General features: G+C 40.0%; 13 protein-coding genes. All 13 read left to right on the top strand.

Going from position 1 to position 14,840, the window contains the following annotated elements:
• Window positions 1-255: 255 nt before the first annotated feature.
• Window positions 256-1,353 (top strand): redox-regulated ATPase YchF, encoded by a 1,098-nt coding sequence (gene ychF, locus bhn_RS09185; protein ID WP_071176417.1) that lies wholly within the window; start codon window positions 256-258, stop codon window positions 1,351-1,353.
• Between the two features lie 12 nt (window positions 1,354-1,365).
• Window positions 1,366-2,262, top strand: coding sequence for a prolipoprotein diacylglyceryl transferase (lgt, locus tag bhn_RS09180; RefSeq protein ID WP_083385872.1), 897 nt, complete (start codon window positions 1,366-1,368; stop codon window positions 2,260-2,262).
• A 270-nt stretch (window positions 2,263-2,532) separates the two neighbouring features.
• Window positions 2,533-2,973, top strand: coding sequence for a division/cell wall cluster transcriptional repressor MraZ (gene mraZ, locus bhn_RS09175; RefSeq protein WP_071176416.1), 441 nt, complete (start codon window positions 2,533-2,535; stop codon window positions 2,971-2,973).
• 9 nt (window positions 2,974-2,982) lie between these two features.
• Window positions 2,983-3,918, top strand: coding sequence for a 16S rRNA (cytosine(1402)-N(4))-methyltransferase RsmH (gene rsmH / locus bhn_RS09170; RefSeq protein ID WP_071176415.1), 936 nt, complete (start codon window positions 2,983-2,985; stop codon window positions 3,916-3,918).
• Window positions 3,919-3,950: 32 nt separating this feature from the next.
• Window positions 3,951-4,391, top strand: coding sequence for a cell division protein FtsL (locus bhn_RS09165; RefSeq protein ID WP_071176414.1), 441 nt, complete (start codon window positions 3,951-3,953; stop codon window positions 4,389-4,391).
• A 68-nt stretch (window positions 4,392-4,459) separates the two neighbouring features.
• Window positions 4,460-6,697, top strand: coding sequence for a peptidoglycan D,D-transpeptidase FtsI family protein (locus bhn_RS09160; RefSeq protein ID WP_071176413.1), 2,238 nt, complete (start codon window positions 4,460-4,462; stop codon window positions 6,695-6,697).
• An 18-nt stretch (window positions 6,698-6,715) separates the two neighbouring features.
• Window positions 6,716-7,681 carry a phospho-N-acetylmuramoyl-pentapeptide-transferase gene (mraY, locus tag bhn_RS09155; protein WP_071176412.1) on the top strand — a complete coding sequence of 322 codons (966 nt, stop codon included), beginning with the start codon at window positions 6,716-6,718 and terminating at the stop codon, window positions 7,679-7,681.
• Between the two features lie 31 nt (window positions 7,682-7,712).
• Window positions 7,713-9,089 carry a UDP-N-acetylmuramoyl-L-alanine--D-glutamate ligase gene (gene murD / locus bhn_RS09150; protein WP_071176411.1) on the top strand — a complete coding sequence of 459 codons (1,377 nt, stop codon included), beginning with the start codon at window positions 7,713-7,715 and terminating at the stop codon, window positions 9,087-9,089.
• Between the two features lie 21 nt (window positions 9,090-9,110).
• Window positions 9,111-10,253, top strand: a complete 1,143-nt coding sequence (locus bhn_RS09145; RefSeq protein WP_071176410.1) for an FtsW/RodA/SpoVE family cell cycle protein — start codon at window positions 9,111-9,113, stop codon at window positions 10,251-10,253.
• 118 nt (window positions 10,254-10,371) lie between these two features.
• Window positions 10,372-11,073 (top strand): cell division protein FtsQ/DivIB, encoded by a 702-nt coding sequence (locus tag bhn_RS09140; RefSeq protein WP_236845901.1) that lies wholly within the window; start codon window positions 10,372-10,374, stop codon window positions 11,071-11,073.
• A gap of 110 nt (window positions 11,074-11,183) precedes the next feature.
• A complete protein-coding gene (gene ftsZ / locus bhn_RS09135) occupies window positions 11,184-12,431 on the top strand; it encodes a cell division protein FtsZ (protein WP_071176408.1) in 1,248 nt (415 codons plus the stop codon).
• Window positions 12,432-12,606: 175 nt separating this feature from the next.
• Window positions 12,607-13,119: a transcriptional regulator NrdR gene (gene nrdR, locus bhn_RS09130; RefSeq protein WP_071176407.1), complete on the top strand. Its 513-nt coding sequence runs from the start codon at window positions 12,607-12,609 to the stop codon at window positions 13,117-13,119.
• A 110-nt stretch (window positions 13,120-13,229) separates the two neighbouring features.
• Complete coding sequence (locus bhn_RS09125; protein WP_071176406.1) at window positions 13,230-14,819, top strand: ABC transporter substrate-binding protein; 1,590 nt, start codon at window positions 13,230-13,232, stop codon at window positions 14,817-14,819.
• The last annotated feature ends 21 nt before the right edge of the window (window positions 14,820-14,840 follow it).

Below are 14,840 nucleotides of genomic sequence, written 5' to 3'. Positions count from 1 at the left end.
GAGCCGAAACTATTAATCTATTTTCAAGAAAGGAAAATTCGGGAGCTGCTGCTTCCGGATGAAGGTATGAAAAGTTGTCACTACACGTTTTTACAAATCCGTCCTGACATGGTAATATATATTCGCTGTGTCAGGTCTATTTTTATGTCACAATGTGTCATAATACATAAATGGTGCATGGCGTGGCACTCGGTACAATAAGCTGAGATAACAAATGGCTTAAATAAAGCATTTTTAAAAGGAGATATATAGAAAATGAAACTAGGAATCGTAGGATTACCTAATGTAGGTAAGAGCACACTTTTTAATTCACTTACAAACGCTGGAGCGCTTGCTGCAAACTATCCATTTGCAACAATCGATCCTAACGTTGGAATTGTAGCAGTTCCAGATAAGAGACTTAAGGCTCTTGGAGATTTATATCATTCCAAGAAGGTTACACCAGCTACTATCGAATTCGTTGATATTGCTGGCCTTGTAAAGGGAGCATCAAAGGGTGAGGGACTTGGAAACCAGTTCCTTGCTAATATTCGTGAGACAGATGCTATCGTTCACGTAGTTAGATGCTTTGATGATACAAATGTAGTTCACGTTGACGGCTCTGTTGATCCAGCAAGAGATATTGAGACTATCAATCTTGAGCTTATATTTGCTGATCTTGAGGTTCTTGAGCGTAGAATTGCCAAAGTTGCTAAGCTTGCAAGAATGGACAAGACTGCAGCCAAAGAACTTGAGATTCTCGAAAAGATTAAGGCTGTCCTTGAAGATAATAAGATGGCTAGAGAACTTGAGATCGAAGATCCAGATGATAAGGCATTTGTAAACAGCCTTGATCTTCTTACATGGAAGCCAGTTATTTACGCAGCTAATGTTAAGGATGATGACCTTGCAGATGATGGCGCTTCTAATAAGTATGTTGCAGCTGTAAGAGAGCTTGCAGCTAAGTCAGGTAGCGAAGTGTTTGTTATCAGTGCTCAGATAGAGGCTGAGATTTCTGAGCTTGATGAGGATGAGAAGGCTGAGTTCCTTGAGAGCCTTGGACTTTCCGAGTCAGGTCTTGATAAGCTTATTGCAGCAAGCTACAGAACACTTGGACTTATGAGCTTCCTTACATCTGGTGAAGATGAGACAAGAGCTTGGACAATTAAGATTGGAACTAAGGCTCCACAGGCAGCTGGTAAGATTCATACAGACTTCGAAAGAGGATTCATCAAGGCTGAAGTTATCAATTATGAGGATCTTCTTCGTGAAGGATCAATTCCTGCAGCTAAGGAAAAAGGCCTTGTACGTATGGAAGGAAAAGAGTACGTTGTTCAGGATGGAGATGTGATCCTGTTTAGATTCAACGTCTAATAGGAGGATTTTATGCCAGATATAATGGGAAAGATGGACATTGCTTTTCCTAATCTGAATATATATTTAGAGAATGTCCCTAAAAGTTTTACTATCTTTGGTTTTACCATAGCTCTTTATGGCGTGATCATTGGCTTTGGTTTTTTCCTTGCGCTAATACTGATCACAAATGTAGCTAAAAAGACTGGTCAGAATCCTGATACATATTGGGATGTGGCAACTTATGTCATTGTCTTTTCTATAATAGGTGCCAGGTTATACTATGTATTTTTTGCCTGGGACTATTACAAAGATGACCCAATCAGCATTCTGAACATAAGAAATGGCGGCCTTGCAATCTATGGCGGCGTTATAGCAGGTTTTTTGACAGCTGCGATCTATTGCAAGATAAAGAAGACCAGCTTCCTCAAAATGGCTGACACATGCATGTATGGACTTCTTCTGGGCCAGACTATGGGAAGATGGGGGAATTTCACCAACAGAGAAGCTTTTGGTGAATACACAAACGGCCTTTTTGCCATGAGACTTCCTGTAGAAATGGTAAGAGGTGGCGAAATTACTGAGCTTATGAAGGAACATATGAGCACAGCCACAAATTACGTTCAGGTGAGCCCAACATTTCTGTATGAGAGTATGTGGAATTTAGGACTTTTGATCCTGCTTCTTCTATATTTAAAGCACAAGAAGTTTGATGGCGAGATAATGCTTATGTATCTTGGTGGTTATGGACTTGGAAGAGCATGGATAGAGAGCCTTAGAACAGATCAGCTTATTATGCATACCACAGGATTACCTGTATCACAGATGCTTGCTATCTGCCTTGTGATATTTGCAGTTGTTGCAGAAGTGGTGGTAAGGCTCAGGCTTATGAGGGCTGGAGCTACTGAGAAAATAGAAAAAGAAAATTGAGAAAAAGAAAAAGTGGGCCTCGGGGACGGGGTTAGTGGTTCATTTTGCTTTGCAAAATGAACCACTAACCCCGTCCCCGAGGCCCACTTTTTCTTTTTTTTACTTCCAACCACAATTATTTGTGGTTATTTTTTTGCCAAAACACAAATAACAGACTTTATCTTTTTTTTATAGAAACCTAGGAAAAATCTATTGTTTTAAGCAAAAAGTTAGTTTATAATAATCTCAGGTGGTAAAAAGTGGCAAAAAGTGGTTGAAAGTGGTAGATAAGTGGGAACAGCATTCAAAGGCGAATATAGTCATTCCATCGATGCTAAGGGAAGACTCATAATACCTGCTAAATTCCGCGAGCTTCTGGGTGACCAATTCGTAGTTACCAAGGGCTTTGACGGATGCCTTTTTGTGTTTGCTGAAGAGGGCTGGGAACAGTTCGAAGCTAAACTCCAGTCACTACCTATGGATAAGCCAGAAGCCAGAATGCTTGGAAGATTCTTTATCGCAGGTGCAATTGATGCAGAGACTGACAAGCAGGGAAGAATTCTTTTACCAGCCAACCTCTTACAACATGCCAAGATAGAAAAGGAAGCCGTTATCGCAGGTGTTGGTAACAGAGCTGAAATTTGGAGTAAGGCTGAGTGGGAGAAGGCAAGTACCTTTGATGACATCAATAGTATCGCTGCGAAAATGAGTGAGTACGGATTGAGTATATAAGGAAGATAAATGGAATTTAAACATTATTCGGTACTCCTTGAGGAGTGTCTGGACAATCTGAATATCAAGCCTGATGGAATATATCTTGACGGAACCCTTGGAGGTGCAGGACATTCATCACACATTGCTGAGAGACTTAGTGAGAACGGACACCTGTATGGAACAGATCAGGATGAGGATGCAATAGCAGCAGCTACTAAGAGACTTGAACCTTTTGGGGATAAGGTCACGATCATCAGAGATAATTATGAAAATGCAGTTACAAGGCTTAAGGAACTTGGAGTTAAGGGTGTAGATGGAATATTGCTCGACCTTGGAGTTTCATCTTATCAGCTTGATAACGCTGAGAGGGGCTTTACTTATAAAGAAGATGTTCCCCTGGATATGAGAATGGATCAGAGGCAGGCTCTTACAGCAAGAGATATAGTCAATGATTATTCTGAAACAGAGATCTTTCATATTATAAGAGATTACGGCGAAGATAAATTCGCCAAGAATATTGCCAAACATATCTGTATAGAGAGAGCTAAGGCTCCAATTGAGACAACAGGACAGCTAAACGACATCATTAAGGCTGCCATACCTGCCAAGATGAGAGAAAAGGGAGGACATCCTTCCAAGAGAACTTATCAGGCAATCAGAATCGCACTTAACAGAGAACTGGATGTGCTTCAGAACTCCCTGGACGGATTCATAGATTTTTTAAATCCGGGCGGAAGGCTTTGTGTAATAACATTCCATTCTCTGGAAGATAGAATTACCAAGAACAATTTCAGGAAAAATGAAAATCCTTGTACCTGCCCGCCAGATTTTCCGGTATGTGTTTGCGGCAAGGTATCTAAGGGAAAGGTAATAACAAGAAAACCTATTTTACCTTCAGAAAAAGAACTTGCAGAAAATAAGAGATCTCAGAGCGCTAAACTGAGAGTATTTGAAAAAGCCTGATACAAAATACGAAAAAGAGAAAGGAGGCCGACATGGCTAACGAGTATATTCGCGGAAACGCAGTTAGAAAAGTAAATGAGCCTGATAGAAGAAGAGAGCATGTCCATGTTCATGAGCCTCAGCCAAATAGAAAAAGACATCACATGAGCTTTGGGTACCTCGTGTTCTTATCACTGGCAATGATGATGATGGTTGGAACACTTGCATGGTATATTTCCTTGCAGTCACAGGTACAGAATTCTGTAAAAAACATCGCTAAACTTGAGAGTCAGCTCAACACTCTTAAGCAGGATAATGATGAGGCATATAATAGAGCGAACGGCAGCATTGATCTTGAGGAAGTAAAGAGAATAGCTATTTCAGAGTATGGAATGACTTATGCTACTGAAGGACAGATCGTAACATACTCCGATGGAGGCGGAAATGACTACGTTCGTCAGCTTGCTCCAATCCCACAGGAAACAGTTAATTAAAAAAGTTGCCACAACCTATGAAAAGTGGATATAATTGATAGGTGTGATTGGAAGGATTTTATGTTGTAATGAAACAAAGGAAAGTTAGAAACGCGCAGAAATTTACTATAGGAATGAAGAAAAAGCTGGTGGTACTTTTTGTATTAGTACTACTGGCTTTCGTTGGGTTAGGGGTTAGGCTTATCCTTATTACCAAGAATAATGGTGAAGAATACCAAAAGCAGGTACTGTCACAGCAGCAATATGACTCTACTACGCTCCCTTTTAGAAGAGGAGAGATATTAGATGCCAACAATACTGTGCTTGCGTATAGTGAGAAGGTTTACAACGTTATTCTTGATGCCAAGCTCCTTCTTAGAAGCGATAAATATGTTGAACCGACCATCAAGGCGCTGGTAAAGTGTTTTGATCTGGATGCTGGTGAGATCAGATCATATCTTCAGGATCACCCTGGTTCACAGTATTATATTCTTGCCAAGAAACTTACTTATGATCAGATAAGCGAGTTTCAAGGACTTATAACGATCGGATCTGACACTTATGATGAGAACATCCAGGGTGTCTGGTTTGAAGCTGGTTATATCAGAAAGTATCCAAACAATACTCTTGCCTGCGATATCATCGGATTTACATCAAGTGATAATAATGGTATGTACGGTCTGGAAGAGTACTATAATAGTGTGCTTAGCGGAACACCTGGTAGAGAATATGGTTATCTCGATGATGACTCTAACCTTGAGAGAACAACAATTCCTGCTACTGATGGAGACAGCATCGTAACTACTATCGATGGTAATCTTCAGAATATAGTAGAGAGACATCTTCAGGAATTTAATGATACCTACGCCAATAATGCGAGACAGGGTAATGGTGCCAATAACGTAGGCTGTATCATGATGGATGTCAACACTGGCGAGATCCTTGCTATGGCCAGTTATCCATTTTTTGATCTAAACAATCCAAGGGATACATCAGCACTTATCGGCATGCCTGTTGTTGATGAGAAAGGAAATAAGGTTAAGGGCGAATCTGTCTTTGATTCGGGTGTTTATATTACTCAGGAGATGATAGATGGCTTCTCTGATGAAGTACTTTATCAGAACTACAATGCATTGTGGAAGAACTACTGTATTTCAGATACTTATGAGCCTGGATCTGTCGCTAAGCCATTTACAGTTGCAACTGCCCTTGAAAGTGGATCGATTACTGGCGATGAGGTGTATAACTGTAAAGGATTTTTGGAAGTTGGTGGATGGGAGATCAAATGCCATAACACTTATGGTGATGGCGCGGTTTCAGTAGAAAGAGGTATTGAGATATCCTGTAACGTAGCTATGATGTATGTTGCACAGGCTACAGGTGTTAATACATTTACAAAGTTCCAGAAAGACTTTGGCTTTGGCCTTAAGACCAACATTGACCTTGCAGGTGAGGCCAGAACAGAAGGCCTTACATACAGCGCAGCCAACATGACGCCTACTGACCTTGCCACTAACTCTTTTGGACAGGGCTTCAACGTAGATATGATCGAGATGATCACTGGATTTTGTTCATTGATAAATGGTGGCTATTATTATGAACCTCATATCGTGAAAAAGATTGTTTCAAGTAGCGGCGCTACTATTAAGAATATTGAACCTAGAATATTAAGGCAGACTATATCACAGAGTACATCAGACAAGATTGTTCAGTATTGCAACAAAGTAGTTGCAGGTGAAGAGGGTACTGGTAAGACTGCCAGACCTGCCGGTTATATGATTGGCGGTAAGACAGGAACTGCACAGACACTTCCTCGTGGAAATCATCAGTATGTAGTATCATTTATGGGGTATGCGCCTGCTGATGATCCACAGATCGCAATCTATGTAGTAGTTGACAGACCCAATGTTACATATCAGGCTGATGCCAAGTATGCTACAAGGATTGTTAGAGCAATCCTTACAGAGGCGCTTCCTTATCTCAACTTCCCTATGACAGAGGAACTTTCAGAGAAAGAGCAGGCAGAACTTGCAGAACTTCGTGAACAGCTTGTTACAACATATGTTTCAGAAAATGTTGAGGAAGAGACAGCAGAGAATACTGAAGAGGAAACTGAGGCAGCTACCGAGAGCTCTTCTGAAGAAGTAGAAGAAAAGGACAGATCTTCAATATGGGAGTCATTCTCAAAGGATCCTTCAACAGGTTATCTTGTTGATCCTAATAGCGGAAACATGGTGGATCCCGATAGCGGAGCTGTTCTTGGAGGAGATGATCTTCCAGATTTTAATGAAGCACCAAACGCTGCGTCATCAGCAAGCAGTAATTAATTATTTGAGGTTATAGAAATGAACGGTTATTTACTTAGAACACTTATACCTGTACTTGGATCTTTTACAGCATCTGTACTAATTGGACCAAGTATCATAAAAATGCTTAGAAAGCTCAAGGCTGGACAGACAGAGCGTGAGGAAGGCCTTGAATCCCACCAGAAAAAGACAGGAACACCAACTATGGGCGGTATTATTTTCCTTATTCCATTTCTGGTTGTAGGACTGTTCTATGGAGCATTTCATAAAGAGGTCATTCCTGTTCTGATATTAACCTTTGGTTCTGGCTTTATCGGATTCATTGATGACTATATTAAAGTAGTCAAGAAGCATAATCTTGGTCTTCGTGCATGGCAGAAAATGGCTGGTCAGTTTCTTGTAACTGTTATCTTTGCACTTTACGTTGAACAGTTCACAGACCTTTCCCTTGCTATGAAGATTCCTTTTACAGATAGAATGGTAGATTTTGGCATTTGGAATATTCCAATCCTTTTCTTTATTACACTTGGAACAGTTAATGGAACAAACTTTACAGATGGTGTAGATGGCCTTTGTGCATCTGTAACTGCTGTAGTGGCTGGATTTTTCGCAATAGCCGGTATGTTCTACGGAGCAACAGGAGCAGAGGTTATGTCCTCTGCTATGATGGGAGCTCTTTTAGGCTACCTTGTATATAACGTATATCCTGGTAAGGTTATGATGGGCGATACAGGTTCTCTTGCAATAGGAGGATTTGTTACAGGAATAGCGTATGTTATGCATATGCCTATTTTTATCGTGATCGTTGGATTTATTTATGCGTTTGAAGTTATCTCAGTTATTCTTCAGGTTTCATTCTTTAAGATCACACATGGTAAAAGAATTTTTAGAATGGCGCCTATTCACCATCATTTTGAAAAAGGTGGCTGGTCTGAGACTAAGGTTGTTAATGTATTCACCACAGTAACATTGTTGCTGTGCCTTATAGCATATATGGGACTATAAAATAACGAACGATACAATAAGGAAGAAGTAAATGAAAGCAGCAGATATCATTGGAAAAAATGTACTTGTAATTGGATCAGGTTTGTCAGGAGTTGGTTCAGTAAGACTTTTAAATCAGGTTGGAGCTGTTCCTGTGATGCTTGAAGAAAACACAAAGGTTACAGAAGACGATATAAGAGCTAAGCTCCACGAAGAGGATAGAGCCAAAACTAAGATCATCATTGGTGAGATATCAGATGAAGTTCTTGATACAATAGCTCTCACAGTTCCTAGCCCTGCGGTACCTCTTGATGCACCCACCGTTATGAGGATCAAGGAAAAGAATATACCTATCTGGAGCGAGATCGAGCTTGCATACAACTTTGCTAAGGGCAAGGTTATTGCTATCACTGGAACAAACGGAAAGACAACAACAACAACTCTTGTGGGCGAGATCATGAAAGCTCATTTTGCAGATACTTATGTTGTTGGTAATATTGGTGTTTCATACGCTGAGAGCGCACTTTTGATGAAAGAGGATTCAGTTACAACTGGTGAGATCAGTTCATTTCAGTTAGAAGCTGTGGATAACTTCCATGCCAATGTATCAGCAATCCTTAATATCACACCAGATCATCTTAACAGACATCACACTATGGAATGCTATGCAGCCATGAAAGAGAATGTCACAAACAGACAGACTAAGGATGATACCTGCGTTCTTAATTATGACAACGAATATACAAGAGATTTTGGAAGTCGTTGCCCGGCAAAAGTAGTATTCTTCTCAACTAAGGAAAAATTACAGGATGGTTTCTATCTTGATGGAGAAGAAATCTTCTTAAGTACAGCTGGAAGTTCTATGAAAGTCATGAATATTCATGATATGAACCTTGTAGGAGAGTGTAATGTTCAGAATGTAATGGCTGCTATAGCAATTTCACTTGCTATGGGAGTTCCTCTTGCTACAATACTTGAAGTTATCAGAACCTTTAAGGCAGTTGAACATAGGATTGAGTATGTGGCTACCAAGAAGGGCGTTGATTATTATAATGATTCTAAGGGCACCAATCCAGATGCTGCTATCCAGGGTATCAGAGCTATGAGTAAGCCAACTATACTTATTGGCGGTGGCTATGACAAGGGTAGTGAGTACGATGAGTGGATCGAGTGCTTTGGAGATACAGTTAAGCTTCTTGTTCTCATTGGCCAGACCAGAGAAAAGATAGCAGAGTGTGCTAAAAAGCATGGTTTTACTAAGTATGTATTTAAAGATACCTATGAAGAAGCTCTTGAATTCTGCACCAGGTCAGCAGAACCAGGGGATGCAGTACTTCTTTCTCCAGCCTGCGCTAGCTGGGATATGTTCCCTAACTATGAGACCAGAGGCAAGAGATTTAAGGAGTATGTAAATAAATTATCTGATTAACTTATTGTCTGAGGGGTAAAAGTGGAAAAGACCAGATTTTTGAAAAAACCAAAGGTTGAATCATACGTTGACTATAGCCTTATCTTTATTATTTTATTCTTACTGGCCTTTGGTCTTGTAATGCTTTATTCTACAAGTTCATACGAAGCTAATCTTGATTATGGGGATTCTGCCTATTATTTCAAACATCAGCTTGTGCCGACACTTATTGGCCTTGCACTCATGATCGTTATGTCCTATTTTCCATATGGACTACTGAAAAAATTAGCATTTCCTATCTATATTGGTGCAGCGGTCCTGTTGCTTCTTCTCATTCCTTTTGGAAGAGAGATCAACCACGCTAAAAGATGGATCTTCATCATGGGAATATCCATCCAGCCGGCAGAGGTCGCAAAGTTTGCGGTTATTGTATTTACCGCAACGATTATTGTTACACTTAAGCGTAAGCTCCTTGATCCAAAGGGGTATTTAACGACTCTTGGATTTCCGGCTCTTTTGGCACTGATGGTATATGGTATTACCAAAAACCTCAGTTCAGCTATCATCATTATGGGAATCGCTGTTGTCATGCTTTTTATCTCAACACCCGGGTACAAAAAGTATGTGATCGCTGCTTTGTCAGTTCTTGCGCTGGCAACTGTGATCGTTTTGATAGTTGCTCACTCAGCTAATTCAAGTGGTATGAACTATCGTTTTAAACGTATCCTGGTTTGGCTTGATCCTGCAGCCTACGCCAGTGAAAAAGGTTTCCAGACTATACAGGCTCTTTATGCCATTGGTTCAGGCGGAATATTCGGTAAAGGTCTTGGCGAGAGTATGCAGAAGATGGGATTCATCCCTGAGGCTCAGAATGATATGATCTTTTCTATTATCTGTGAAGAGCTTGGACTTTTTGGCGCTATAGCTGTTATGCTTATGTTCATGCTCCTTATCTGGAGACTTATGATCATTGCCAATAATGCTCCTGATATGTTTGGGGCTCTTTTGGTCATTGGAGTTATGGGACATATTGCAATTCAGGTTGTTCTTAACATTGCGGTTGTAACTAATACTATCCCTAACACAGGTATCACACTTCCGTTTATCAGTTACGGAGGTTCAGCTGTTATCATGCAGCTTGCAGAGATTGGAATGGCTCTTAATGTAGCTAAAAATATAGGATGATTGGTTTTTGATGGCAAAAAGACGAAAGATCAAAAAAGTTAAAACAAAAAGAAATAGAAGAAGCATCTTCGACATAATAAAGGACTCCTTACGATACAGCAGGAGTCTTTATATTATTATGGCCATTGTGATCACGGTGCTTATCGCGGGTGTTCTTGGAGTGATCTATATCAGGGACAACTATACCATCAAAAATATCTATGTTTCTGGTAATACTCATTACACGAATGAAGAGATCATAGATATGGTCATGACAGATAAGATGTGCGATAACTCTATCTATCTTTCTTTGAAGTACAGGAATAAATCTATTGAAGGTGTTCCTTTTATTGAGAAGATGAGTGTTGAGATCGTATCTCCAGAGACTGTCAGGATAAATGTTTATGAAAAGGCTGTTGCCGGATATATCTCATATTTGGGAAGATATATGTACTTTGACAGAGATGGAATAGTGGTAGAAAGTTCACTTGAGGCTTCAAGTAATGTTCCTGAAGTGTTGGGCCTTAGCTTTAACTATGTGATCATCCATGAAAAGCTTCCTGTGGAAAAACAGGAGGTTTTTGAAGAAATACTTGATATCACTCAATTGTTATCGAAATACAATCTTCACGCAAACAAAATTTTCTTCGATAGTGAGTATAATGTTTATCTGTATTTCGATGGTATTGAAGTAAGCATAGGAACAAAAGATTACATTGATGAAAAAATAATCCAGCTCCAATACATTTTGCCAAACCTAGAAGGAAAGAGTGGAATTTTGGAGATGAAAGACTTTAATGAAGACACTAAAAATGTTACTTTCGAAGAGAAAAAGCAGTAAATTGTATACTAAATGGTACAAATTTATTCAAAAAAAACAGGTTGATAATTAACAAAAAAAATCGTATCATAGCATATAGGAGTCTTTAGGATTATGAAGGAGGAGTTGTTTTGCTGGAGATTAAGTCAAATGAAGCAGAAAACGCCTGCAGAATTATCGTCGTCGGGGTTGGCGGTGCAGGTAATAATGCTGTAAATAGAATGGTAGACGAGAATATTACTGGTGTCGAGTTCATCGGTATTAATACTGATAAACAGGCGCTTCAGCTTTGCAAAGCCCCTAAGCTTTTACAGATTGGTGAGAAGCTTACAAAGGGCCTTGGAGCTGGTGCAAAGCCTGAAATTGGACAGAAGGCTGCTGAGGAGAGTTCAGAGGAGATTTCTGCAGCTCTTAAGGGTGCAGATATGGTATTCGTTACTTGTGGTATGGGTGGCGGTACTGGTACTGGTGCAGCACCTGTCGTAGCTAAGCTTGCTAAGGAGATGGGTATCCTTACTGTTGGCGTTGTTACAAAGCCTTTCAGTTTCGAAGCCCGTGTTCGTATGCAGAACGCTATGCTTGGTATTTCTAATATTAGAACAAATGTTGATACACTTATCGTTATTCCTAACGATAAGCTTCTTCAGATAGTTGACAGAAGAACTACAATGCCTGACGCACTCAAGAAAGCTGATGAAGTGCTTCAGCAGGCTGTACAGGGTGTTACAGACCTTATCAATGTACCAGCAGTTATCAATCTTGATTTTGCTGACGTACAGACAGTCATGAAGGATAAGGGTATTGCTCATATCGGTATCGGTACTGGTAAGGGTGATGACAAGGCTTCTGATGCTGTTAAGATGGCAGTAGAGAGTCCACTTCTTGAGACAAAGGTTAATGGTGCAACAGATGTTATTATTAACATTTCTGGTGACATCACACTTACAGATGCACAGGAGGCTTCCGATTATGTTCGTAACCTCGCTGGAGATGATGTTAACGTTATCTTTGGTGCTATGTATGATGAGAGCAAGACAGATTCTTGCACAGTTACAGTAATTGCTACAGGAATTGATGACAAGGCAGCAACTGGTACACAGAATAGTAGGATAAATAAGGTTGCTACACCTGTTTCACAGCCTACAGCTACCCCAGTTACTCCTGCAACTCCAGTTCATGCAACTACAGTTCCTGTTACACCAGTTACTCCAATTACACCAATCGCGCAGGCACAGCCTGGTGTTTCAACAATTGGATTTGCAACTGAAGGTGTTGCAACTACTCCTAGACCTAATATGACAATCAATAGACCAACTGAGATCAAGAGCACAGTTGAACCAAAATCTCTTAAGATTCCGGATTTCTTACAGAGAAAGTGATTGATTTATCGGCATTTAGCCCTACTCCAGCATTGGAGTAGGGCTTTTTTACTGCCAAAAACGTTATTTAGTGTGGAATTATTGTAAAAATAATGCTACAATAAATTGTGTGATGCTTAATATGGTAGCCAAGATATAGTGGAGATATTACTTTTATAAAAATGGAGGAAATGCTATGAAATGCCCATTTTGCGGTAAGGATGATACAAGAGTAATTGATTCAAGACCTGCTGACGAAAATACGTCTATCAGGAGAAGAAGAGTTTGTGATTCCTGTGGAAAAAGATTTACCACATATGAAAAGGTAGAGACTATTCCTCTTATTGTTATTAAAAAGGGTGATATCAGGGAGCCATATGACAGGGCCAAGATTGAGGCAGGTGTGTTCAGAGCTTGTCACAAGAGACCTGTAAGTGCAGAGCAGATCACCAAGATGGTGGATGCGGTTGAAACAGAAGTCTTCAACCTGGAACAGAAAGAGATTCCAAGCAGAGCTATCGGTGAGATAGTAATGGATAAGATGCAGGATCTTGATCCTGTAGCATATGTAAGATTTGCATCAGTTTACAGAGAGTTTAAGGATGTGAATACATTTATGGATGAACTTAAATCAGTTCTCAAGAAAGAGGCTGATGGAACCATATCTAATTCAGCTGATAATAACATTCCGCTTCTTAAGAAAGAGTAAGCTAATAGCCTTGACAATAAGTTGTCAAGGCTATAATATTTCTTTGAGCTCAACAAGAGCTAGACAATTTAATATAGGAGGAAGATTTTAACATGATTAAGAGGAGTTTTATGAAAAGGAGTGTATCCTCATTATTACTAGTCGTGTTAACAACACTGACTGTTGCATTGGGCGGATGCTCAAGTGACAAGGCAGGAGAATCTACGGAAGGTAACCAGGGCACAGGGGCAAGCACTGAAACAGTGACTAGCACAGCCGATACAGATGTTACCAATACGTCAGATGATCTTTCAAAGCTTATCGTTGGAGTACCTCAGGACATCAGCGAGCTTGACCCCCACACAGCAACAGGGGCAGGTATTCAGGAGGTATTGTTTAATGTCTATGAAGGCTTGGTCAAGCCTGATGCGAGCGGTAATCTTATCCCTGCTGTAGCCAGTGATTACACGATTTCGGATGATAGTACGGTATACACATTCACACTTCGTGATGGAATCAAATTTCACGATGGAAGTTTAGTTACGGTAGAGGATATTAAGTATTCTATTGATCGTAATAGAGGAGCAGATGGCAGTGAGCCACTCATTTCTTCATTTTCCAGTATTGACAGTGTGAATATTATTGATGACAGTCACGTAGAGATAGTGCTTAAGGAAGCTAATTCAGATTTCCTTCCACTTCTTACAGTTGCAATTGTTCCAGAGGCTAACAAGGATTTAAATACAAATCCTATTGGTACAGGCCCATACAAGTTTGTGTCACGTTCTCCACAGGAGAATTTTGTGGTAACCAGATTTGATGATTACTGGGGCGAGAAGGCATATATCAAGGATGTAGTGTTCAAGGTAGAGGCTAATAGCGATGCAATCGTTATGGATCTTGAGGGCGGCTCTATTGATATGATCGCTAGAATTACAAGTACTCAGGCAGCTCAGCTTTCTGATAAGTTTGAGATTTACGAAGGAACAATGAACCTTGTACAGGCTCTTTACCTCAACAATGCCGAGAAGCCATTTGATGATGTAAGAGTTAGACAGGCTCTTTGCTACGCTATTGATCCACAGGAGATCATGAACTTTGTATCAGATGGTGCAGGAACAGAGATTGGTAGTGCTATGTTCCCTGCATTTACTAAGTATTATGATGCAAGTCTTAACGACACTTACAATCAGGATACAGAAAAGGCTAAGGCTCTTCTTGCTGAAGCTGGTTACCCTGATGGATTTGAGTTTACTATCACAGTTCCATCAAACTATGCTCAGCATATTGATACAGCACAGGTTATCTCTGAAGAACTCAAGAATATCGGCGTTACAGCTAATATTCAGGAAGTAGAGTGGAACACATGGCTTGATGAAGTTTATAAGCAAAAGAAGTATCAGTCAACAGTAGTTGGTTTTGATGCTTCAACACTTTCTGCATCAGCCCTTCTTGCAAGATATGTATCTACTTCAAGCAAGAACACATTTAACTATAGCTCAGCTGCCTATGACGAGGCATATGCCAAGGCAGTAGCTTCTAATGATGACGCAGAGAAGACTAAATATTATAAAGAGTGCCTTAAGATCCTTTCAGAAGATGCTGCTAACGTATATATTCAGGATCTTCCAGCTTTTGTAGCACTTAACAAGAAATTTACAGGTTATGTTTTCTATCCTCTTTATGTTCAGGATATTGCAAAGATAAGACCTGCTCAGTAATTTAAAGATTTGCGAGGAATA

Source organism: Butyrivibrio hungatei (genome assembly GCF_001858005.1).
GTDB lineage: Bacteria > Bacillota > Clostridia > Lachnospirales > Lachnospiraceae > Butyrivibrio > Butyrivibrio hungatei.
Note: the sequence above shows the minus strand (reverse complement) of the source record. Positions and strands in the feature narration are given on the sequence as shown.